Here is a 21,134-nt window from a genome sequence, read left to right as displayed (position 1 = left end):
CGCTTGCGAGATCACGCCGTCAGGCGCTACGCCGATTCAACGTCAGGTGCCGGCAGACACCGCTGCCGCGTCGACGATCCGTCGCACCAGCGGATGATGCTGCCCCCGACGCGAGCGGATGGCATGGATCTCTTCCTTCACCTGCTCGCTGCGGCCGAGCAGGCGCAGCCCGCGCATCAGGCCCACGTCGCCGGCCCCGAGCCGGCTGACCGGAAAGACGCCGAGCCCGCGCGCGGAGAAGACGGCGAGCAGCGCGCTGTCCTCGAACTCTCCGACGATGCGCGGCCGCACACCCTGCGCATCGAACCAATGGTCCAGCGTCGAGCGCAGGGCCGAGTGTCCCGTGGGCAGAAGCACCGGCAGGTCGGCCAGCGAATGGGGAAACCGGCTGCGCTCGGTGCGGCCGACCAGCGCGGCCGGCCCGTACCACTCGACGGGGGAGTCGACGAGCCGCTCACTGCTGAGCCGCAGGTTCGGGTTGCGCGGCGCCGCCTGGCCGGCCAGAACCACGTCGAGATGGTGCAAGGCGAGTTCGGACAGCAGTTGCTCGAACTCCCCTTCGTGGCAGACCAGGCGCAGGTTCGGCGTGGCCAGCACCGGTTCCAGCAGTGCGTGGGCCGCCAGCTTCGAGATGCCGTCGGACAGGCCGACCGCCAGCCGCACCACCTGGGCGCTGGCCGCCTCGCGCACCGCCTCGGGAATGCCCTGACCCAGTTGAAAGATCTCCTCCGCGCGCGCGAAGGCGGCTTGCCCGGCCTCGGTCAGCGCCACGCCCCGTCCCGACGGCTTGAGCAGCTGGTGGCCCAGCGACTTCTCCAGATCGCGCACCTGGGCGCTGATCGTTTGCACCGCCATGTCCAGCCGCTCGGCCGCGCGGGCGAAGCCGCCTTCCTTGGTGACGACCCAGAAGTAGTGGAGGTGGCGGTAGTTCAGCATGCGGCACCGGTTCGAAAAAACCGAATCTTAGGTTCGGTTCCTTCTGGTTTCAACAAAGCGGCTACGTCCCCACACTCTCGCCGGTGCACCGCACGGTCTTGTGCGGGCATTCCCGACTTGCAGACACTCACCTGGGAGCCATCTCCATCATGGACACATTGACTGCCTTCCTCCTCGCCGACTTTGTCGGCAAGCCGACCTGGATCTGGCTGGCCTTCGTCGGCATCGTCGTCGCGTTGCTGGCCTTCGACCTGGGCGTTCTGCACAAGGACGACCGCGAGATCGGCGTGCGCGAAAGTCTGCTGCTGTCGGGCGGCTACATCAGCGTGGCGTTGCTGTTCGGCGCCTGGGTGTGGTGGTTCCTGGGCGCTCAGAGCGGCATGGACTACTACACCGGCTTCATGATCGAGAAGTCGCTGTCGATGGACAACGTCTTCGTCATCGCGCTGGTCTTCACCTTCTTCGCCATCCCGCGGCAGTACCAGCATCGGGTGCTGTTCTGGGGCATCCTCGGCGTGATCGTGCTGCGCGCGATCATGATCGGCCTGGGTGCCACCCTGGTGAGCCAGTTCAGCTGGGTGCTGTACCTGTTCGGCGCTTTCCTGATCTTCACGGGCGTCAAGATGTGGCTCATTGCCGACCACATGCCCGACATCGCCAACAACCCGCTGCTGAAGTTCTTGAAGCGCCACATGCGCGTGACCGACGGCCTGCGCGGCAACGCATTCTGGGTGCGCGAGTCCGACCCGGCCACCGGCAAGGTCGCGCGCTTCGCCACGCCCTTGCTGCTGGCGCTGGTGCTGATCGAATTTGTCGATCTTGTGTTCGCGGTCGACTCGGTGCCCGCGATCTTCGCGATCACCACCGACCCCTTCATCGTCTACACGAGCAACATCTTCGCCATCCTCGGCCTGCGGGCGCTGTACTTCGCACTGGCGGCGATGATCCACCGCTTCAAATACCTGAAGTACGCGCTGGCCCTGGTGCTGGTGTTCATCGGCAGCAAGATCTTCCTGGTGGGCATCATCGGGAAGATCCCGGCCGTGGTGTCGTTGAGCGTCACCTTCGGCCTGATCGCCGGCGGCGTGCTGGTGTCGCTGTGGAAGACGCGCAAGCTGGAGACGAACGTCAGCACGGCCTGACGCGGTGGGGCGCCGCATCGACGCGCGACGAGCCTGCGAACGCTCGTCGCTTCAGCCCTCAGCGCTGCGTGTCGGTGCCCACACCGCCCATCTGGTCGTACTTGACGAAGTGCTTGCGCGCCAGCGCCACCAGGGCCTTCTCGCTCGGATGGTCCACCACCTCGTAGCCGGTGATGCGTGCCGCCGTCCCCGGACGGTGCTTCTCGACGTAGTGGCGGAAGTCGGCCAGGCCGGTGTGCCCGCCGGCCATGAGCACCTCGGCGATGCCTTCGAGCGCATCGCACACCTCCGCGAAAAACTCATGTTCCGAGCGCACGGCGCTGCCGTGCTGGCGCGTGTAGTGCGCATGCGTGTGGATCTTCTTCTCCACGGTATGTTCGGCGTCGAACTGCACCACCTGGGCGGACTGGTGGTCGACAAGGGCGACGGCGTGAAAGAGGGTCATTTCGGGCTTTCTTGGGAGGGTTGGAAGGGTTGGGAAAGGGAGGAAAGCGGGTCGGCCGCAGGGTGGGCCGGTGCCGCCGCCAGGCGCCATGCCGCCCATGCGGCGGGCAGCACGGGCAGCCAGGGCCACGGGCCAGGCAACGATGGGAGGCCGAAGGCCGCCGCCACCGCGGGGGCCGCGAGCACGGCCAGGGCCACGACGCACACGCCCAGCAGCAGCGCATGGAACGCGCGGTTGACGCGGTGATGGCGCGCCACACCGCCGCGAAACCAGCGCAGCAGGGCCAGGTTGCCGACGACGATCGACACCAGGCTGGCCAGTCGCAGCGATGCGGCCGACGCGTCGAAGGCATGGCACAGCGCCTGCACGCTCGCGACGAAAACGAGCGCCAGCGCGCCGAGCCCCAGCGCGCCGAGCACGGCACGTGTCGAAAAGAGCGTTTCGTCGGAAGGGCGCGGCGGCACCCGCATCAGGTCCTCGGGCGCGGGCTCGGCTTCGAAGACCAGCGAGCACGCGGGATCGATCAGCAGTTCGAGCAGCACCACATGCAGCGGCAGCAGCAACGGCGGCCCGCCCAGCACCACCGGGATCAGCGCGACACCGACGATCGGCACATGCACTGCGAAGAGGTAGCCCAGGGCCTTGCGCAGGTTGACGAAGATGCGCCGCCCGGCGCGCACAGCGGCGACCAGCGAAGCGAAGTTGTCGTCGAGCAGCACCAGCGAGGCGGCTTCGCGCGCGACGTCGGTCCCGCGTCCGCCCATGGCGACACCGATATCGGCGGCCCGCAGCGCAGGCGCGTCGTTCACGCCGTCGCCGGTCATGGCCACCACTTCGCCGCGGCGCTGCAGCGCATGCACGATGCGCAGCTTCTGCGCCGGGTCGACACGGGCGAAGACCTGCACCCGGCCCACGCGCGCCTGCAACTGCACATCGTCCAGCGCCGCCACCTCGGCACCCGAGAGCACGCTGACAGACCCGGCGTCGGTGAGCCCGGCCTGGCGCGCGATCGCCATCGCCGTGGCCGCCGAGTCGCCGGTGATCATCACCACCCGCACGCCAGCGCCGCGGCACTCGTCGATGGCAGCGGGGACTTCGGCACGCACCGGGTCGAGAAAGCCCAGGAGGCCGACGAAGGCCAGGCGCAGGCCCGGCGGCAAGGTGGCCTCCTCGCCCGGCGCCGCCGCCGGTGCACTGGCCACGGCAAGCACGCGCAGGCCGTCGGCGCTCCAGCGACGCGCCACGTCGGCGGCGCGCTGCAGCACCTCGGCCGCATCGCCGCACAGGCCCAGCACGGCCTCCGGCGCGCCCTTGACCACGGCCCGCGACACCGGGCTGCCACCGGCCGCGCACGGCGGTTCCTGCCACCAGTGCACGACGTAGGGCTGGCCGGCGCGAACGCCGCGGCGCACGCCGGCGACGGCCGCCCTGTCCTCGTTCGGGACCGTCGCCTCCCCGACACGGAAGATCGCACGGTCCATCGGCTCGATGCCGCCGGGAATGCTCGCCTGCATCGCGCGCCGCAGAAGCGGATGGAAACGCGGGTCCACCGGCGCACCGACGCCGGCTGCGTACGACGACGCACCGTCGTCCAGCGCCACCAGCGTCATGTCGTTGCGGGTCAGCGTACCGGTCTTGTCGACGCACAGCACGGTGGTCGCGCCGAGCGCCTCGATGGCCTGCGGCTGCCGCGTCAGCACCCGCTCGCGCGCCAGCCGCCAGGCACCCAGCGCCAGCATGACGCTCCACACCACCGCGAACTCTTCGGGGATGAGCGACATCGCCAGCGTGAGGCCGACCAGCAGGCCGGCCGTCCAGCTGCCGTCGCGCAGCGCGAACACCAAAGCCGCGCCGATGCAGGTGACGAACGCGAGCACCGCCACCCGGCGCACCAGCCGCTGCAGCTCGGACTGCAGTCGGCTCGGCCGCACCGCGATGCGGGCGAGCGAGCCGCCGATGCGCCCGAGCGCGGTGTGCGCCCCGGTGGCCATGACCGACGCGACGCCATCGCCCTGCACCACCAGGCTGCCGGCATGCAGCCGCGTGTCGGCGCCCTCGCCGCCTTCTCCCGCCTCGCGCTTGGCCACCGGCACCGACTCGCCGGTGAGTTGCGACTCGTCGACCTCGACGCCGTGGGCCTGCAACAGACGCGCGTCGGCGGCCAGCCGATCGCCCTCGCCCACCAGCATCCGGTCGCCGCGGACCAGGTCCTGGCTGGCGATGCGCACCAGTTGCCCGCCGCGCACGACGGTGCAGCGCGGGCTCGACAAGGCCTTGAGGGCCTGCAACGCGCGTTCGGCACGTTGTTCCTGGTAGATCGACAGCGCCCCGACGAGCACCACCGACGCCAGCAGCAGGGCCGCATCGCCCAGGCTTCCGAGCAGCGCGTAGACGCCCGCCGTGACCAGCAGCAGCAGGAACATCGGCTGGGTGAACGCGCCCCAGGCGATGCGCAGCAGCCCGCGACGACCGACCGCGGGCAGCACATTCGGCCCGTCGAGCCGCAGGCGTTCGGCCGCCTGCGCATCGGTCCAGCCGCCCGGGCCCGGGTCCGCCACGGGCGCGAGCGCGGGCCCGGCCGACGATGCGCCGGACAGCGTCGGCGTGCCGTGGTGGCGCCTCATGGCTCCACCGCGAGATGCACCACCGGCGGCTGCGCCCGCAGGAAGCCCAGCGCGTACTGCAACGCCCCCACGCTGCCGGCGTGCAGCGTGAAGAGCGGCTGGCCGGCCACCAGGCGCTCGCCCAGTCGCACGTGCATCACGGCACCGGCCGACGGGTCGCGCGGCGCGCCGGCGAGCTTGGCGGCGCGCGCGACCAGGCGCGTGTCGATGGCCGTCGCCTGCCCCGTCACCGGGGCGCACAGCACCTGGGTATGCGCGGCGCGCGGCGGCACCCGCAATCCGCCCTGTGCCTCGCAGATGGCGATGAACTTGGCCAGCGCCCGACCATCGTCCAGCACGCTGCGCGCCAGCACCAGGCCGGCACCCGGCGCGGCCTTGCCGGCCATCTCGAGCAACAGACCGGCCAGCACCAGCGCCCGTTCGCGCAGGTCCGCCGGCGCATCGGGCCGACGCTCCAGCACGGCCATCACATCGAGCGCCTCGAGCGCCGGGCCGATGCCGCGGCCGACCGGCTGGAAGCCGTCGCTCAGCACGGTGCGAACCTGCAGCCCGAACTCGGCCCCGACGGCCACCAGGCTGCGCGACAGCGCCTCGGCCGCCGCCGCCGTGCGCACCTTGGTCTGCGGGCCGACCGGCAGGTCGATCAACACGCGCTGCGCCCCGGCCCCCACCTTCTTCGACAGGATCGATGCCACCAGCAGGCCTTCGCTGTCGAGGTTGAGCGGCCGCTCGACGCGGATCAGCATGTCGTCGGCCGGACTGATGCGGGCGGCCGAGCCACCGACGATGCAGCCGCCCTCGCGCTCGACGACGCGGCGCATCGCCGCCACGTCCAGGCCGATGGGCGCGAGCGTTTCCATCGCATCGGCCGTGCCGGCCGCGGACGTGATCGCGCGCGACGAGGTCTTGGGCATCACCGCGCCGCAGGCCGCGACGATGGGCACCACCAGCAAGGTGGTGCGGTTGCCGGGCAGCCCGCCGATGCAGTGCTTGTCCATGACGGGCGCGACGCCCCAGTCGATGCGCTCGCCCACGTCGACCATGGCGCGGGTCAGCGCCACCGTCTCCGTCAGGTCCAGCCCGCCGCCGGCGCAGACGGTCACGAAGGACGCCAGGTGGATGTCCGACACGCGGCCCTGGCTCACGTCCGCCATCAGCGCGTGCAGCGCCACGTCGTCGAAGCGGATGCCGTGCACCTTGCCGCGCAGGTACGCCAGCGACGCCAGTTGTGGCGGATGCCGCACCTCCACGTCCTCGCCCTCGGCCGCACCGAGCATCGCCCAGGCCGCCTCCGACAGCGCGATCTCGTCGCGCCGCAGCCAGTCGCTGCGGACGTGATGCAGGATCGCCAGCACATGCCGGCCGCGCACGATCAGCTCGATCTGGGCCTGGGCCTCGAAGCCCTCGGCCAGACAGACGGCGCTGTCGGCGCGCAGGTAGGCCACCGGCTGCTGATAGGTGTCGATGCCCGCGCGGCGCGCGGGCAGGCGGTCGAAGGCCACGGCCATGGTCCGGTGCCCGTTCAGAGCACGACGCTGTCGCGGTAGTCGGGCACGCCCACCGTCCAGCCGTGGCGCTCGGCGATGGCCAGCCGCAGGGCATCGGCCGCCACCGGTTCGCCGTGGGTGACGAACACCCGCCGCGGCGCCTGCAGCTGGCCGATCCAGGCCAGCAGCTGGGCACGGTCGGCGTGGGCCGACAGGGTGTCGAGGTTGGCGACCTCGGCGCGCACCGGCACGTACTCGCCATGGATCTTCACCGCGTCGGCGCCGCCGACCAGTGCCGCGCCGCGGGTGCCGGCGGCCTGGAAGCCGGCGAAGAGGATGGTGTTGCGTGCGTCCGGCGCGTAGGCCTTGAGGTGATGCAGCACCCGGCCGCCGGTGGCCATGCCGCTGGCCGACACGATGATCGACGGGTACTTCAGCGCATTCAGCCGCTTCGACTCGGCCACGGTGTTGACGATGGTCGCCTCGTGGCTCATCGCGGCACACTGCTCAGCGCTCAACCGGTGCTCGTCGAGATGCCGACGGTAGATGCGCGTCGCGTCGGCGGCCATCGGGCTGTTGAGGAACACCGGCATGTCGGGAATGCGCCGCGCCTGCTTGAGCAGGTGCAAGGCGTGCAGCATCGTCTGTGCCCGCCCCACGGCGAAGGCCGGGATCACGAGCATGCCGCCGCGCGCGGCCGTGCGGTTGACCACCTCGGCCAGCGCCCGCAGCGTGTCGACCTCGGGGTGCAGCCGGTTGCCGTAGGTCGACTCGATCACGACATAGTCGGCCGGCTCGGGCGCCTGAGGCGCGCGCATGACGAGGTCGTCGCTGCGGCCGAGGTCGCCCGAGAACAGGATGCTGCTGCCCGGCCACGCGACATGCACGCTCGCGGCGCCCAGGATGTGGCCCGCGCGTCGCAGGCGCACCGTCCACCCGGGCCAGGGCGACCATCCCTCGTCGAAGGCCACGACCTCGAAGCGCTTGAGCGCGGCGCGCGCGTCGTCCTCCGTGTAGAGCGGCAGCGCCGGGGCGTGCTTGCTGTGGCCGTGCCGGTTGGCGAACTCGGCCTCTTCTTCCTGCAGGCGGCCGGAATCGGGCAGCAGCAGCCCGCACAGGTCGCGCGTGGCGGCCGTGGCATACACCGCCCCCCGGAAGCCCAGCGTCATGAAGCGCGGCAGGAAGCCGCTGTGGTCCATGTGTGCGTGGGTGAGCAGCACCGCGTCGACCGACGCCGGGTCGAAGGGCAGAGGCTCCCAGTTCCGCAGGCGCAATTGCTTAAGACCCTGGAACAGGCCGCAGTCGACCAGCAGCCGGCGGCCCTCGTGCGTCAGCAGGTACTTGGAGCCGGTGACGGTCCCGGTGCCGCCAAAAAAATCGATCTGCATCGCGTGTCCTTCGCAAGAAGGCCAGCTTCCCACGGCGGGCGATCGACGGCTTGACCGGCGTCAACGCACGCTGCGGTGCATGGCGCCACCTGCGGAAAATGCATTGCGCTGGATCAACCCGCCCTGCCGCGCCGCTGGCGATGATGGGCTTTGCCCCAGGAGGCCGCATGACCCCGCATCACCCCACCCGTCGGACGATCGATCGCCGCCCCGCCTGATGGGCTGCCGTCGCCTGCTTTTCCTTAGGGCGGCGCTGCTGCTCGGCGCGCTGTGCGCGGCCGCCGCCGGCACCCTGGCGGACCCGGCCGCGTTGAGCCAGAGCTACCGCAACGAGGTGGATCGCCGCCTGGAACTGCCGGCCGACGAGGCGCTTCGCTACGGCGAACTCGCGCGTGGCGCCCTGGCGGCGGCGGGCATCTCGCTGAGCTCGGCGGAATACGTGGTCGTGATCGACCGCAGCCCGCACGTGCAGGCCCTCTTCCTCTACTGGCTGTCGCCGGGCTTTCCGGCATGGCTGGTGGGCGCCTCGCCGGTCTCGACCGGGCGCGGCGGCGCCTTCGACCATTTCGAGACGCCCCTCGGCGTGTTCGAGCACAGCACCGCCAATCCGGACTTCCGCGCGGAGGGAACGCGCAATTCGAACGGCATCCGCGGCTATGGCGCCAAGGGGCTGCGCGTGTTCGATCTCGGTTGGCAGCAGGCGCGGCGACTCTGGGGCGCGGGCGGCATCAGCACGATGCGCCTGCAGATGCATGCGACCGACCCCGACCGGCTGGAGCCACGGTTGGGCAGCCCGCAATCCAAGGGATGCATCCGGATCCCCGCCAGCCTCAACCGGCTGCTCGACCGCTTCGGCGTGCTCGATGCGGACTACCTGAACGTGACCGAGGGCGCTGCCTCGTGGGTGCTCGCGCCCGACCGCATGCCCCTGGCGGATGCGGGACGCTGGGTCATCGTCGTCGAGACCGAGCGCACCGGGCGCCCGCCCTGGTCGCCGGCGCCGCCAGGTCAAGCGTCCCCGTGACGGGGCACGGCCGCTGACGCGACGCGGCCCGCGGGCGCAGCCTCTCAGCCGCCCCAGCGCCAGTTCAGGATCTCCGGCATGTCCTCGCCGTGCGCCTCGATCCACGCACGATGCATGAGCAGGCGATCGCGCAGGATCTGCCGGACATGGCCGGCCGCGTCGCGCAGGCGCGGCACCTGGTCGATTGCATCGGCGGCCAGGTGGAAGCGGTCCAGGCGGTTGAGCACCGTCATGTCGAAGGGCGTGGTGGTCGAGCCCTCTTCCTGGTAGCCATGCACATGAAAATTGGCGTGCCCCGCGCGGCGGTAGACAAGGCGGTGGACCACCCACGGGTAGCCGTGGAAGGCGAAGACGACGGGGCTGTCGCGGGTGAAGATCGAATCGAAGTCGGCGTCCGAGATCCCGTGAGGATGGGCCGAGGGCGGCTGCAGGGCCATCAGGTCGACCACATTGACCACGCGCACCCGCAGTGCCGGCAGGAGTTCGCGCAGCAGGTCCACGGCCGCCAGCGTCTCCAGCGTCGGCACGTCCCCCGCGCACGCCATCACCACGTCGGGGGTCTCGCCGGCGTCGCTGCTCGCCCATCGCCAGATGCCCAGGCCGTCGCTGCAGTGCCGCTCGGCGGCGGCCATGTCCAGCCACTGCGCCGCGGGCTGCTTGCCGACAACGATCACGTTCACCAGATCGCGGCTGCGCAGGCAGTGGTCCATCACCGACAGCAGCGTGTTCGCGTCGGGCGGCAGGTAGATGCGCGCGACCGAGGCCTTCTTGCTGGCGACATGGTCGATGAAGCCCGGGTCCTGATGGCTGAAGCCGTTGTGGTCCTGCTGCCAGACGTGGCTGGTGAGCAGGTAGTTCAGCGACGCGATGGGCCGGCGCCACGGCACGCCGGCCGCCACCTTCAGCCACTTCGCATGCTGGTTGAACATCGAGTCGATGATGGGGATGAACGCCTCGTAGCAGGTGAACAGGCCATGGCGCCCGGTGAGCAGATACCCCTCGAGCCAGCCCTGGCACAGGTGCTCGCTCAGGACCTCCATCACGCGGCCGTTCGGCGCGATGTGGTCGTCGCCCGGACGGATCTCGGACGCCGACATGCGTTTGGTCACCTCGAAGACCGCGTCCAGCCGGTTCGAGGTGGTTTCGTCGGGCGCCATCAGCCGGAAGTTGCGCTGATGCTCGTTGAGGGCCATCACGTCGCGCACGAAGGCACCGGTCACGCGCGTGGCCTCGGCCTTCGCCGCGCCCGGCTGCGGCACGGCCACCGCGTAACGGCGAAAGTCCGGCATGCGCAGATCGCGCAGCAGCAGGCCGCCGTTGGCATGCGGGTTCGCGCTCATGCGCCGCGGCCCGCGCGGTGCCAGTGCGGCGATCTCCGGGTCCAGCGCGCCGCTGGCGTCGAACAGCGTCTCCGGCCGGTAGCTGCGCAGCCAGGCCTCGAGCAGTTCGATGTGCGCCGGCTGACCGGCGAAGCCCGACAGCGGCACCTGGTGCGCGCGCTGGGTGCCCTCGATCGCACGACCGTCCACCGTCTTCGGCCCGGTCCAGCCCTTGGGCGAGCGCAGCACGATCATCGGCCAGTGCCGGCGGCGGTCGAAGCCGTCCTCGCACGCTTCCACCTGGATCGCACGGATCGCATCGAGGGCGCGGTCCATCGCCGCGGCCATGTCGCGGTGCATGGCCGCGGGGTCGTCGCCGGAGACGAAGTACGGCTCGTGGCCGAGGCCGCGCATGAGCTGGGTGAGCTCCTCGTCGCCGATGCGCGCGAGCACGGTCGGCCCGGCGATCTTGTAGCCGTTGAGGTGCAGGATCGGCAGCACCGCGCCGTCGCACGCCGGGTTCAGGAACTTGTTCGAGTGCCAGCTCGCGGCGAGTGCCGCCGTCTCGGCCTCGCCGTCGCCGATCACGCAGCAGGCGATGAGCCCCGGGTTGTCGAACACGGCTCCGTAGGCGTGCAGCAGCGAATAGCCGAGCTCGCCGCCTTCGTGGATCGAACCGGGCGTCTCCGCCCCCACATGGCTCGACACGCCGCCCGGAAACGAAAACTGCCTGAACAGCCGGCGCATCCCGTCGATGTCGCGTCCGACCCCCGCATAGACCTCGCTGTACGTGCCTTCGAGCCAGCTGTTGGCAAGCACGCCCGGGCCGCCATGCCCGGGCCCGGCGATGAAGATCGCATCGAGGTCGCGCGCCCTGATCGCGCGGTTCATGTGTGCGTAGATGAAGTTCAGCCCGGGGGTCGTGCCCCAATGGCCCAGCAACCGCGGCTTGATGTGGGACAGCGCGAGCGGCTCCTGCAGCAGCGGGTTGTCCAGCAGGTAGATCTGCCCCACCGACAGGTAGTTCGCCGCACGCCACCAGGCGTCGACGCGGGCCAGTTCGATCTGCGCGGCCGGCGTGCCGGTCATCTCGTCACCGTCTTCATGAAGCATGGACCGCACTCCTCGTTGGCAGGCCGCCTGTCCGTCGCCCACGCGGTGGACCCGCTGCCATCGGCCCAGCGTAGCGCGCCGGGGGGCGGGCCGCTTGCGCTGCGTCAAGCGTGCTCGCTTGCGCGAGCGCAATACCGGCGCCTTCGCGCTGAGGGATCCTGCCCCTCTTCCACCACGGAGACTCGCATGAAACTCGCTCCCGTCCTGTTGCTGTTGGCGTCCACGCTCGGCACCGCCGCCTTCGCCGCGGACCCGGTGCTGCCCGGTCAGCTCAGCCCGCCGCCCCATCGCGCCCCGGCCGCGCGCGACACCGCCGATGCCGATGCCGCCCAGGCGGCCGAGCGCGCGGCCGCCGCCGCCGCCAAGAACGCCAAGGCCGCCGCCGACCGAAGCGTGGCGGCGGCAGGCCGGGTCTCGCGCCAGTTGGCCGAAGCCATCCGTCGCGCGGCCCGCAAGGCGGCGGAATCGGCCACGCGCTTCGAGGAGAAAGCCGCCGTGTCGGCCGCCCGTGCGGCGGATGAAACGCGGGAAGCGGCCCGGGCCGTCGAGACAGAAAGCCGCAACGCCGCGCAGGCGGCCAGAGAAGCCCTGCGCGCGGCCGACGAGGCCGTGCAGCGCGCCACCGAGGCGAGCCGGGAAGATGCCGAACAGGCCGCGCAGGCCACGCGCGAGGCCCTGCAGAAGGCCGACGCGGCCCTTCGCAGCGCGGCGCGTACCGCCCGCGACACCGCCCGCCGTACCGTCGAGGCGGCCAAGCAACGGCAGCGCTCGGGCCCGCCGGCCGGCGGCTGACGCCGACGGTTCGGCCGCTCAGGCGGCGCCCGGCGCGCGCAGCACCCGCTGGATCTTCCCGCTGCGCCCGCGCTGCGCCGGCTCGCCCGAGCGGCAACGGATGCGCACCCCCGCCGCGCCCTGCGCTGCGAGGAACGCCGCCAGCACCGGGCGCGCATGCCGCAGTGCCGCGATGGCGGCCGGCCCCTGCAGGCCGGTGCACAGCATGAGCTCGCTGGGCCCCTCCTGCACCAGCTGGAAGTCGACCAGGCCCGCGTCTTCCTCGAGCACGGTGGTGAGGGCGAGCGGCGTGACCTGCACCCGCGATGTGCCGGCGCGGCCCAGCCGCAGCGTGTCGTCGCAGCGGCCATGGATCTCGATCACGGGCAGGCAGGAGCCGCAGGCGCAGGGCTCGGCCGCGTACACGACCCGGTCGCCCAGGTCGTAGCGCAGCAGCGGCTGGACCCGGTTGGCCAGGTTGGTCAGCAAGGTCGTCGCGCCCCGGTGCCCCGGGGCCACCGCAGCGCCCTGCGCATCGACCGACTCGAGGATGCACCAGTCGCTGTTCAGGTGCAGCCGGCCATGGCGGCATTCCGAGGCGAGCGAAAGAAATTCCGACGCGCCGTAGCTGTTGACCACGTCGCAATCGAAGGCCTCCCGGATGCGCAGGCGCTGAGCACCGGACAGGTCCTCGCCGCCTGTCCAGATCTCGCGTGGCCGCGTGCGCAGCTGGCCACGGCGATGCGCTTCGGCGAGCAGCAGCGCCACGCTGGGGTAGGTGGCGATCACGGTCGGTGCCATGGCATCGATCTCGGCCGCGAGCGCCGCGATGGGCTGCAGGAAGGAGATGCCGTGCAACCGGGGCGCCAGGTACGGGTTGAGCCGGCGCAGGCGTTCGATCGAGACGGTGCTGGCGAAGTGCCCGTCGATGGCGCCGACGAACGCGATGCGCTGGGTCAGCCCCAGGGGATCGACCCAGGCCCGCATCGGATCGAGGACCGGTCGCCGCAGGGCCTCCAGCGCGTCGTTGACGGCCATGGCGAACGGGTCCTGCACGAAGATGCCCGGCGCGCCGCTGCTGCCGGAACTCTCCCAGACGATGTACCGCCCGCCGAAGGCTTCGCCAATGCGTGAGCGGTCCGCCATGAAGGCGCGCAGCGCGTCCAGCGTGAGCGCCGGGTCCGTCACCCATTGGTCGAAGCGCTGCATCAGGTCGGCCTTGCGCATCACCGGCAGGTCGGCCAGCCGCAGCGCCGACGCCGGGCGCCCGCCGAGCACCTTCCGATAGAGCGGCGAGTGGCGTGCCGCATGCGCCAGCAGATCGGCCAGGCGCTGCCGGGCGCGCTGCGCGACGGCGTCCGCACCGCCCAGGGGCGCCATCGCCACATCGGCGGCGACGCTGCCGTTCCACCAGGCCTGCGCAAGGCCGGTCGAGAAAGCGTCGGGCATGGCAGGGGGCCCCGGGGCGATCGGGGCCGACATGTTCAATGCCCCAGCAGGAGTGGCACGGTCATCTCTGCGAGGAGTTGCCGCGTCACGCCGCCCAGCGCGCGCTCCCGCAGGCGCCCATGGCCGTAGGCGCCCACCACGAGCAAGTCGGCGCCGTGGTCGGACACCCGCGACAGCAGTGCATCGGCCAGACCGCTCTCGACCACGTCCGACTCGGCGGTGGCCCGCACGCCGTGCCGGTGCAGGAAAGCCAGAACCTCGGGGATCTGCCAATCGGGCGGAGCCGCCATGTCGCCCGGGTGGCGCAGGGAGACCAGGGTGACCCGTGCGGCACGGCGCAGCACGGGAACGGCCGCGCCCAGCGCGACCGCCGCTGCGCGCGAGCCGTCCCACCCCACCAGCACCTGGCGGGGCAAGCCGCTCACCGTGCCGACGCCAGGCAGCACCAGCACCGGACGGCCCAGCGCCAGCAGAACCGGGTCGACCAGCCGGTGTGCCGTGATGTCCCGAGGCTCGCCGACGCCGTCCTGGCCCAGCACCACCAGGTCGCTGGTGCGCCCATGCCGCACCAGCGCCTGGACCGTGGGCTCGTCGCTCAGTCGCACCTCGCAGGACAGGGGACCGTCGCCAGCGATGCTGTCGTGGAAGGCGCGGGCAATGGCGTCCGAACGGCGCTTGAGGTGGCCCGCCGATGCGGCCACGGAATCGTCCGCGCTGCCGTCGATCTCATCGGCGGGGATCACCCCGTCGTACAGGCCCGTCGGCACGAGCCCGACGAGATGGCTTCCGAAGGCCCGGGCCCAGCCCGCCGCCAGCGTTGCGCGCGTGGCGCTGCGCGGGGAGCGGTCCAGGTGGACAAGCATGGTGGGGTAGTTCATGAACGCCCTTGCGGTGCCGCGCCCTGGGGCGGACGCGTGACAGCACCGATCTTGCGGGCGCAGGGCGCCCTTCCCTTGACGCAGATCAAGGGCGTGGCACAGGCGCGGTGCGCCCCAGGCCAGCGCGGTCCGTGCGGTTCACCCCTGCCGCCGACATCCTGCACCGCCAGTGCGCATTTCGTCGCATCGCGCTGTCGCGGTCTTCGCGGCCCGGGCACAGTCGCGTCCGTTGCCACCTCCTCTACCTTTTCATCCACCCCTGCGTCCAGGAGCCCTCATGCTGACCCAGATCCTCGCCGGCACACCCCGCTGGGTGTTCGCCCTCTTCGCCCTGCTGCTGTGGCTGGGAGGCCGCCAGTTGCTGTCGCATCGCCTGAGTCTCCTGCGCGCCACCGCGATGCCCCTCGCCATGACCGCCCTGTCGATCTACGGGGTGCTGTCGGTCTTCAGCCACCAGCCGATCGCCGGGCTCGGCTGGGCCGCGGCCGCGCTGGTGGCCGGCTTCATCGTGCAGCAGCGGCCGCTGCCGGACAGCACCCGTTACAACGCCGCCACGCGCCGCTTCCACGTGGGCGGCAGCGCCGTGCCGCTGGTGTTGATGATGGGCATCTTCTTCACCAAGTACGCGGTGGGCGTGCAGCTGACGATGCACCCTGCGATGGCGGACGACCTGACCTTCGCCCTCTGCCTGGGCGTGCTGTACGGTGCGTTCAGCGGCATCTTCATGGCGCGCGGCCTGCGGCTGTGGAAGCTGGCGTTGCGGCGCGACGCCGCCCTCGTCACCCCCACCCAGTGCGCCTGAAACCACCGAAATCCTCCATGCAACAACACACCGACATTCAACTCGACCGACTGGCACGCCGCCGCGCCAGGGCGAAGCTGGGCTTCTTCTTCCACGCGAGCGTCTATGTCGCGGTGAACTTCGGGCTGATCGCGCTGTCGCTCTACAACAGCCGGGCCTGGGCGATCTTCCCGCTGCTCGGCTGGGGCATCGGCCTGCTCTTCCATGGGCTCTCGGTCTGGGTGTTCGCGCCCGGCAGCGACCTGATGGAACGCATGGTGCGGCGCGAACGCGCGAAGCTCCCAGCGAGCAGCCGGGGGGAGCCGTGGTAGCCGCGGGCCTGCGGCGGCTGCTGGCCGCCGCGGCGCTCGGCCTCGCGAGCGCCGCAGTGGTCGCCGCCACCGGCCTCACGACGCTGGCCGCGCCGCCCGAGAGCGGCCCGATCACTGTCTTCTATCCCACGGCCGCGCCCACCGCACGGCTGCAGCGCGGGCCCTTCGTCGTCGAGGCGGCACTCGACGCGGCACCGCAGCGCGGCAATGGCCGGCTCGTCGTGATGTCGCATGGCTCTGGTGGCTCGCCCTGGCCGCAGGCCGACCTGGCCATCGCGCTGGTGCAAGCCGGCTTCACCGTGGCGATGCCCGAGCACGCCGGCGACAACCATCGCGACATGAGCGCCGTCGGGCCGCGCTCCTGGCAACATCGTCCGCGCGAGGTGTCGCAGGCCATCGATGCGATGGCCGCCGATGCGCGCTTCGCGCCCCTGCTCGACTTCCAGCGCGTGGGCCACTACGGCATGTCTGCCGGCGGCCTCACCGCGCTGACGCTGGCCGGCGCGCAATGGTCGCCGTCCCGGCTCGCGGCGCACTGCGACGCCCACATCGCCGACGACTTTCCGACCTGCGTCGGCCTGGCGACCGAGCTCACCGGTGGCGCTTTCGATCGGCTGAAGCTGGCTGTCGGCCGGTGGGTGGTCGACTGGAAGTTCGGCGACGAGACCGCGCCGCAGGGCTGGAACGAACCGCGCATCGCCGCCGTGGTGGCCGCGGTGCCGATGGCGGCGCCGATCGACATGGCCTCGCTGGCGCAGCCCCGCGTTCCGCTCGGCCTGGTGCGCGCCGGCAAGGATGCGTGGCTCGCGCCGCAGTGGCACATCGACGCGGTGCGTGCCGTCTGCAAGACCTGCACCCTGTTGGCCGACATGCCTGGCGGCGGACATGGCTCGATCCTTTCGCCGCAGATCCCCGACCTTCCGCCCAAGGCCGCGCGCCTGCTGAGCGACCCGCCCGGCTTCGACCGCACTGCGGTGCCCCTGGCCAACGCGGCCATCACACGCTTCTTCGTCCAGAATCTGGCGCCATGAACATCCGCTGGATCGACGCAGCCCGCCACTACCTGCAGGTACTGGCGTTCTGTTGCGCGATCGCGGTGTTGACCACGTTGATCTGGCCGGCCAAGAGTTACTTCACGCAGTTGGGTTACTCGGTGTCTGTCGGCACCGTCACCTGGGGCGTGATCGAGTTCGGCCGCTATTTCTTCGACGAGCGCCATTGCCACAGTGACAGTTCCGGAGGCCATGGCTGGCCGAAGGGCTGGCGCGGGCTGCTGCTGACCGGCCTCGGTATCGGTTGCGGCTTTGTGGTCGGCGATCGCCTCGGCGACCTCTTCCTGACCCCCGGCTTGGTGAACACGCCGCGCGATAACAGGCTGAGCCTGGCCATTACGATCCTGGCGGGGATCATCGGCAGCTTCTACTTCCACGCGCGCGGCAAGGCCGCGACCATGGCCGCCAAGATCAGCGCAGCCGAGCGCGATGCGAGCGAAGCCAAGCTCAAGCTGCTCGAGGCGCAGCTCGAGCCGCACATGCTCTTCAACACGCTGGCCAACCTGCGTGCGCTGATCACGCTCGACCCGCCGCGTGCCGTGGCCATGCTCGACCGGCTCAACAGCTACCTGCGCGTGACGCTCGCGGGCTCGCGGGCGGTGTCGCACCCGCTGTCGGCCGAGTTCGCCCGCCTGTCGGACTACCTCGAACTGATGGCGGTGCGGATGGGCCCGCGCCTGCGCTACACGCTGGACCTGCCCGACGCCCTGCGCGACATTCCCGTGCCCCCGCTGCTGCTTCAACCGCTGGTGGAGAACAGCATTCGCCACGGGCTCGAGCCGAAGGTCGAGGGGGGCGAGATCATGGTGCGCGCACGCCGCATGGCCGACCGGGTGACGCTCGAGGTCTGCGACACCGGGGCCGGGCTCGACCCCGAGGCCACCCCCTCGGCCGACGGCGGCTTCGGCTTGATGCAGGTCAAAGAACGGCTGAAAACGGTCCACGGCGACAGCGGCGCCCTGCGGTTGACCCCCTTGCGCGGGGGCGGCACCTGCGCGAGCATTTTCTTTCCCGTGCCCCCATGAAGCCCACTGCTCTCATCGCCGAGGACGAACCGCTGCTGGCGCAAGCGCTGCAGGGAGAACTCGCCCTCGCCTGGCCCGAGCTGCAGGTGGTCGCCACCGTCGGCGATGGCCGCAGCGCCGTGCGAGAGAGCCTGCGCCTGCTGCCACAGGTACTGTTTTTCGACGTGCGCATGCCCGGCCTCGACGGCCTGGGCGCCGCCGCCGAACTCGCCGATGCCTGGCCGACCGAACAGGCGCCTCTGCCGCAACTCGTGTTCGTCACCGCGTACGACGAATACGCGGCGCGCGCCTTCGACGCCCAGGCCATCGACTACGTGCTCAAGCCGGTGCAGCCCGATCGCTTGAAGCGCACGGTGACACGGCTGCAGAAGGCGCTGGCGCTGCGCCGCTCGGCCGCGCTGCCCCCTGAAGACATCCTCGCGAGCACGCTGGCGCAGTGGCGCAAGCTGTTGAGCGTGGCCGGTGGCACGACCGGCGCCACCGAGACCAGCGTCCCGCTGCGCTTCATCGCCGCGAGCCAGGCCGGCACCTCCGGCGCCACGGTGCACATGGTGTCGATCGACGACGTCCAGTATTCCGAGGCGGCCGACAAATATGTGCGCGTGCTCACCGCCACCGACGAATACCTCATCCGCACCCCCCTGAAAGCGTTGTTGCCGCAACTCGACGCCAGCGTGTTCTGGCAGGTGCATCGCGCGGTCGTGGTACGCAGCGGCGCGGTCGAATCGGTCCACCGCGACGACGCCGGTCGCCTGTCGCTCACGCTGCGCGGGCGCCGCGAGGCGATCCCTGTCAGCCGGCTCTACGCCCACCTGTTCCGCGCCATGTGAGCGCGCGGGGCCGCATGCCCTTCAGTTTCCGAACCTTGCGCCGATAAGCCTGATGAGCCCTTCGGCAACGGTAGCGCTCGCACGCCGCCATGGCACCGTGGGACGGTTCTTCAATGCAGCCATGCAGGTATCGATGTGATGCAAACAGACAAGATGTTCGGTAGCGGCGAGGCCGCTTTCACCCCTTTCACGATGGCCTTCCAGCCGATCGTGGACGTCGTGCGTCGCGAGGTCTTCGCCCACGAGGCGCTGATGCGCTCGCCCGGCACCGCCAGCGTGGCGCAGCTGTTCGGCGAACTGCAGCCCGCGCAGCGCTACGCCTTCGACCAGGCCTGCCGCGGCAAGGCGATCGCGCTCGCCGGCTCGCTCGGGATGGAGTCGCGCCTGAGCCTCAACATGCTGCCCAACGCCCTGGCGCGCCCGGAGGACTATGCGTCGCAGACGGTGCTGGCCGCCGAGCGCAGCAACTTCCCCATCGATCGCCTGATGCTCGAGGTGACCGAAGGCGAACAGATCACGAACGTGCCGCACCTCAACGACGTGTTGCGCGCCTACAAGCCGCGCGGCCTCACGTCGGCCATCGACGACTTCGGCGCGGGCTTCGCCGGCATCGAGCTGCTCGCGATGTTCCAGCCCGATGTGGTGAAGATCGACATGCACCTGGTGCGCAACATCCACACCGATCGCGTGCGTCGCACCATCGTGCGCGGTCTGGTCGGCATCTGCCGCGAACTCGGCATCCGCATCGTGGCCGAAGGCGTGGAAACGCGCGAGGAACTGCAGGTGCTGCGCGACTTCGGCGTCGAGCTGTTCCAGGGCTACCTGTTCGCTCGCCCGCAGGTCGAGGCGCTGCCGGTCATCGACTGGCACGTCGCCTGAGGCCCGAGCTCAGTCGTCCTTCAGCTCGTCTTTGAGGCGTGCGCGCAGCCGGCTGATGGCCTGGCTGTGCAGCTGGCACACGCGTGACTGGCTCACTTCGAGGATGGCGCCGATCTCGCGCAGGTTCAGCTCTTCCTCGTAGTACAGATTCAGCAGCAGCTGGTCGCGCTCCGGCAGCGTGGAGATGGCGTCGATCAGCTGGTGGCGAAAGCCGTTTTCGAGCAACTGTGCGAGCGGATCGGTGCTGCCCCCGCGATCGCGCGTCGCCGATTGCGCGTGCATGTCGATGAACGGGTTCTCGGCCTCGCCCTTGGCGAAGTCCTCGACGTAGAGCAGCTGGCAGCCCTGCACTTCCTGCAGCAGCGACTGGTAGTCGTGCAGGTCCATCTTCATTTCCTTGGCGATTTCGCCTTCGGTCGGTGGGCGTCCGAGCACGTGCTCCAGCTTGTGGATCGCCTTCTCGACGGCGCGCGCCGACTGGCGCAGCCCGCGAGAGCCCCAGTCGCTGGCACGCAGCTCGTCGAGCATCGCGCCACGGATGCGCTGGCTCACGAAGGTTTCGAACTGCGCGCCCTTGCCGTCCTCGTAGCGGCTCGATGCATCGAGCAGGCCGATCATGCCGGCCTGGATCAGGTCGTCGAGCTCGACGCTGGCCGGCAACTTGGCCAGCATCTGCAGCGCGATGCGCCTCACCAGCGGCTGGTGCTGCGCCAGCAGGTGGGACTTTTCAATGGTGCCCTGTGCGGTGTACACGCGTTCCCTTTCGGTGGGGGTTCAGAAACCGCTGCCCTGGAAGGCAGCGGCGGGATGGGACGCGGCATGCGCCGCATCGATGGCGCCATCGACGATGCGATGGCCCTGTTCGGCTGCGCGCGAGCGCAGCACCTTGGAGCGCCACGGCGAACGCCAGAGCTCGTCGGCAATGCGGCGGAAGTCGACGGCAGCGGGACTGGTCCCGTACGCTTCGACCACCGTCTGGTACAGGCGCCGCGCGTCGGCCTGGTGCGGATCGGCACGCACCAGCCCGCCGTCCTGCAACGACACGGCCAGGTGCCGGCTGCCGGTATTGACGAGGTTGGTCAGCATCTGCTGGGCCGAATCGGCATCGCGCACGCCGTTGAAGATCAGCCGCGCCTGCTTCAGCGCATGGGCGTAGTGCAAGCGCTTGATGCCCGCGTAGGCCGCAGTCACGGCGCTCGGCGTGGGCTGGAGCACCAGCACCAGTTCGTCGGCCATCTGCGCCAGCGGCAGCAGGCGGCCTTCGTCGTCGATCGCCGCGTCGATCAGGATCGCGCCGCTCGGGTAGAACTCGCGCGGGTCCGACGTGGCCACGGCCGGGTCGGGTGGCGCCGGCAGCACCTGCACGCCGCAGCCCGTCATCACGGCGGCGCCGGCGCAGCGCAGGCGGTGCTGCGCCACGTCGGTCCAGGTGCCCAGCGCGTCGATCGCCCATTGCGCGCACACCGAGCCCGCGCGGGCCGCGTGCTGGTCGAGCACCAGCACGTTCTTGCCCTGCAGCACGAGCGCTGCGGCGATGTTCATCGTGGTCATCGTCGCCCCGGCGCCGCGCGCCATGCCGGCCACGGCGATCACCCGGGTCGGCGCCGGCGCCAGCAGGCGCCGCAATCCGTCGGCCTGGTCTGCGACCCGCTTGGTCAT

Annotated in this window: 19 protein-coding genes; 9 read left to right on the top strand and 10 right to left on the bottom strand. The window is 70.9% G+C overall.

Features of this window, described 5'->3' with window-relative positions:
- Positions 1–42: 42 nt before the first annotated feature.
- Complete coding sequence (locus ACSFA0_RS08480) at positions 43–936, bottom strand: LysR family transcriptional regulator (protein WP_435449762.1); 894 nt, start codon at positions 934–936, stop codon at positions 43–45.
- 149 nt (positions 937–1,085) lie between these two features.
- On the opposite strand from ACSFA0_RS08480, the gene ACSFA0_RS08475 reads away from it, so the two are divergent.
- Positions 1,086–2,078, top strand: a complete 993-nt coding sequence (locus ACSFA0_RS08475) for a TerC family protein (protein WP_435449761.1) — start codon at positions 1,086–1,088, stop codon at positions 2,076–2,078.
- A gap of 58 nt (positions 2,079–2,136) precedes the next feature.
- Here the strand turns inward: ACSFA0_RS08475 and ACSFA0_RS08470 are convergent, their stop codons facing one another.
- Genes ACSFA0_RS08470 through ACSFA0_RS08455 form a run of 4 tightly spaced genes read right to left on the bottom strand, consistent with a single transcriptional unit; the run spans position 2,137 to position 8,022 of the window.
- Entirely contained in the window at positions 2,137–2,523 is a 387-nt protein-coding gene (locus ACSFA0_RS08470) for a hypothetical protein (protein WP_435449760.1), read from the bottom strand.
- The gene (locus ACSFA0_RS08465; protein WP_435449759.1) at positions 2,520–5,147 is read right to left on the bottom strand and encodes a cation-translocating P-type ATPase; all 2,628 of its coding nucleotides are present in this window, start codon (positions 5,145–5,147) and stop codon (positions 2,520–2,522) included. The genes ACSFA0_RS08470 and ACSFA0_RS08465 overlap by 4 nt, the downstream gene beginning before the upstream one ends.
- Positions 5,144–6,655 carry a thymidine phosphorylase family protein gene (locus tag ACSFA0_RS08460; protein WP_435449758.1) on the bottom strand — a complete coding sequence of 504 codons (1,512 nt, stop codon included), beginning with the start codon at positions 6,653–6,655 and terminating at the stop codon, positions 5,144–5,146. Before ACSFA0_RS08460 ends, ACSFA0_RS08465 begins: the two co-directional genes overlap by 4 nt.
- A gap of 14 nt (positions 6,656–6,669) precedes the next feature.
- A complete protein-coding gene (locus ACSFA0_RS08455) occupies positions 6,670–8,022 on the bottom strand; it encodes an MBL fold metallo-hydrolase RNA specificity domain-containing protein (protein WP_435449757.1) in 1,353 nt (450 codons plus the stop codon).
- A 217-nt stretch (positions 8,023–8,239) separates the two neighbouring features.
- Here ACSFA0_RS08455 and ACSFA0_RS08450 point away from each other — a divergent pair, with 217 nt between their 5' ends.
- Entirely contained in the window at positions 8,240–9,046 is an 807-nt protein-coding gene (locus tag ACSFA0_RS08450) for a L,D-transpeptidase family protein (protein ID WP_435449756.1), read from the top strand.
- A gap of 44 nt (positions 9,047–9,090) precedes the next feature.
- Here ACSFA0_RS08450 and ACSFA0_RS08445 read toward each other — a convergent pair whose 3' ends face one another.
- Positions 9,091–11,478, bottom strand: coding sequence for a phosphoketolase family protein (locus ACSFA0_RS08445; protein WP_435449755.1), 2,388 nt, complete (start codon positions 11,476–11,478; stop codon positions 9,091–9,093).
- Positions 11,479–11,664: 186 nt separating this feature from the next.
- Between ACSFA0_RS08445 and ACSFA0_RS08440 the strand changes: the two genes are divergently transcribed.
- Positions 11,665–12,270 (top strand): hypothetical protein, encoded by a 606-nt coding sequence (locus ACSFA0_RS08440; protein ID WP_435449754.1) that lies wholly within the window; start codon positions 11,665–11,667, stop codon positions 12,268–12,270.
- An 18-nt stretch (positions 12,271–12,288) separates the two neighbouring features.
- Here ACSFA0_RS08440 and ACSFA0_RS08435 read toward each other — a convergent pair whose 3' ends face one another.
- Together ACSFA0_RS08435 and ACSFA0_RS08430 are read right to left on the bottom strand one after the other, a co-directional pair.
- Complete coding sequence (locus tag ACSFA0_RS08435) at positions 12,289–13,698, bottom strand: phenylacetate--CoA ligase family protein (protein ID WP_435449753.1); 1,410 nt, start codon at positions 13,696–13,698, stop codon at positions 12,289–12,291.
- 35 nt (positions 13,699–13,733) lie between these two features.
- Complete coding sequence (locus ACSFA0_RS08430) at positions 13,734–14,576, bottom strand: universal stress protein (protein ID WP_435449752.1); 843 nt, start codon at positions 14,574–14,576, stop codon at positions 13,734–13,736.
- Positions 14,577–14,853: 277 nt separating this feature from the next.
- Between ACSFA0_RS08430 and ACSFA0_RS08425 the strand changes: the two genes are divergently transcribed.
- The 6 genes from ACSFA0_RS08425 (at position 14,854) to ACSFA0_RS08400 (ending at position 19,475) form a co-directional block, all read left to right on the top strand.
- Positions 14,854–15,378 (top strand): DUF6622 family protein, encoded by a 525-nt coding sequence (locus ACSFA0_RS08425; protein ID WP_435449751.1) that lies wholly within the window; start codon positions 14,854–14,856, stop codon positions 15,376–15,378.
- Positions 15,379–15,395: 17 nt separating this feature from the next.
- Positions 15,396–15,689 (top strand): 2TM domain-containing protein, encoded by a 294-nt coding sequence (locus ACSFA0_RS08420; RefSeq protein WP_435449750.1) that lies wholly within the window; start codon positions 15,396–15,398, stop codon positions 15,687–15,689.
- Positions 15,683–16,720, top strand: a complete 1,038-nt coding sequence (locus tag ACSFA0_RS08415) for an alpha/beta hydrolase family protein (protein WP_435449749.1) — start codon at positions 15,683–15,685, stop codon at positions 16,718–16,720. The genes ACSFA0_RS08420 and ACSFA0_RS08415 overlap by 7 nt, the downstream gene beginning before the upstream one ends.
- The gene (locus ACSFA0_RS08410; RefSeq protein WP_435449748.1) at positions 16,717–17,766 is read left to right on the top strand and encodes a sensor histidine kinase; all 1,050 of its coding nucleotides are present in this window, start codon (positions 16,717–16,719) and stop codon (positions 17,764–17,766) included. The genes ACSFA0_RS08415 and ACSFA0_RS08410 overlap by 4 nt, the downstream gene beginning before the upstream one ends.
- Positions 17,763–18,596: a LytR/AlgR family response regulator transcription factor gene (locus ACSFA0_RS08405; RefSeq protein WP_435449747.1), complete on the top strand. Its 834-nt coding sequence runs from the start codon at positions 17,763–17,765 to the stop codon at positions 18,594–18,596. The genes ACSFA0_RS08410 and ACSFA0_RS08405 overlap by 4 nt, the downstream gene beginning before the upstream one ends.
- Positions 18,597–18,734: 138 nt before the next feature.
- Entirely contained in the window at positions 18,735–19,475 is a 741-nt protein-coding gene (locus tag ACSFA0_RS08400; RefSeq protein ID WP_435449746.1) for an EAL domain-containing protein, read from the top strand.
- A 9-nt stretch (positions 19,476–19,484) separates the two neighbouring features.
- Here the strand turns inward: ACSFA0_RS08400 and ACSFA0_RS08395 are convergent, their stop codons facing one another.
- Positions 19,485–20,228 carry an RNA polymerase sigma factor FliA gene (locus ACSFA0_RS08395; protein ID WP_435449745.1) on the bottom strand — a complete coding sequence of 248 codons (744 nt, stop codon included), beginning with the start codon at positions 20,226–20,228 and terminating at the stop codon, positions 19,485–19,487.
- A gap of 21 nt (positions 20,229–20,249) precedes the next feature.
- Positions 20,250–21,134 carry a MinD/ParA family ATP-binding protein gene (locus tag ACSFA0_RS08390; protein WP_435449744.1) on the bottom strand — a complete coding sequence of 295 codons (885 nt, stop codon included), beginning with the start codon at positions 21,132–21,134 and terminating at the stop codon, positions 20,250–20,252.

The organism is Variovorax restrictus, assembly GCF_051216715.1.
Taxonomy (GTDB): Bacteria; Pseudomonadota; Gammaproteobacteria; order Burkholderiales; family Burkholderiaceae_C; genus Variovorax.
The sequence above is the reverse complement of the archived record's forward strand: the minus strand, read 5'-3'. Positions and strand labels throughout refer to the sequence as shown.

Bases quoted from the DNA above. Each gene is read 5' to 3' on its own strand.
- ACSFA0_RS08480 (WP_435449762.1), bottom strand. From the start codon at position 936: ATGCTGAACTACCGCCACCTCCACTACTTCTGGGTCGTCACCAAGGAA.
- ACSFA0_RS08425 (WP_435449751.1), top strand. From the start codon at position 14,854: ATGCTGACCCAGATCCTCGCCGGCACACCCCGCTGGGTGTTCGCCCTC.
- ACSFA0_RS08470 (WP_435449760.1), bottom strand. From the start codon at position 2,523: ATGACCCTCTTTCACGCCGTCGCCCTTGTCGACCACCAGTCCGCCCAG.
- ACSFA0_RS08390 (WP_435449744.1), bottom strand. From the start codon at position 21,134: ATGACCAAGCGGGTCGCAGACCAGGCCGACGGATTGCGGCGCCTGCTG.
- ACSFA0_RS08455 (WP_435449757.1), bottom strand. From the start codon at position 8,022: ATGCAGATCGATTTTTTTGGCGGCACCGGGACCGTCACCGGCTCCAAG.
- ACSFA0_RS08430 (WP_435449752.1), bottom strand. From the start codon at position 14,576: ATGAACTACCCCACCATGCTTGTCCACCTGGACCGCTCCCCGCGCAGC.
- ACSFA0_RS08450 (WP_435449756.1), top strand. From the start codon at position 8,240: ATGGGCTGCCGTCGCCTGCTTTTCCTTAGGGCGGCGCTGCTGCTCGGC.
- ACSFA0_RS08440 (WP_435449754.1), top strand. From the start codon at position 11,665: ATGAAACTCGCTCCCGTCCTGTTGCTGTTGGCGTCCACGCTCGGCACC.
- ACSFA0_RS08460 (WP_435449758.1), bottom strand. From the start codon at position 6,655: ATGGCCGTGGCCTTCGACCGCCTGCCCGCGCGCCGCGCGGGCATCGAC.
- ACSFA0_RS08405 (WP_435449747.1), top strand. From the start codon at position 17,763: ATGAAGCCCACTGCTCTCATCGCCGAGGACGAACCGCTGCTGGCGCAA.
- ACSFA0_RS08400 (WP_435449746.1), top strand. From the start codon at position 18,735: ATGCAAACAGACAAGATGTTCGGTAGCGGCGAGGCCGCTTTCACCCCT.
- ACSFA0_RS08420 (WP_435449750.1), top strand. From the start codon at position 15,396: ATGCAACAACACACCGACATTCAACTCGACCGACTGGCACGCCGCCGC.
- ACSFA0_RS08465 (WP_435449759.1), bottom strand. From the start codon at position 5,147: ATGAGGCGCCACCACGGCACGCCGACGCTGTCCGGCGCATCGTCGGCC.
- ACSFA0_RS08410 (WP_435449748.1), top strand. From the start codon at position 16,717: ATGAACATCCGCTGGATCGACGCAGCCCGCCACTACCTGCAGGTACTG.
- ACSFA0_RS08435 (WP_435449753.1), bottom strand. From the start codon at position 13,698: ATGCCCGACGCTTTCTCGACCGGCCTTGCGCAGGCCTGGTGGAACGGC.
- ACSFA0_RS08475 (WP_435449761.1), top strand. From the start codon at position 1,086: ATGGACACATTGACTGCCTTCCTCCTCGCCGACTTTGTCGGCAAGCCG.
- ACSFA0_RS08445 (WP_435449755.1), bottom strand. From the start codon at position 11,478: ATGCTTCATGAAGACGGTGACGAGATGACCGGCACGCCGGCCGCGCAG.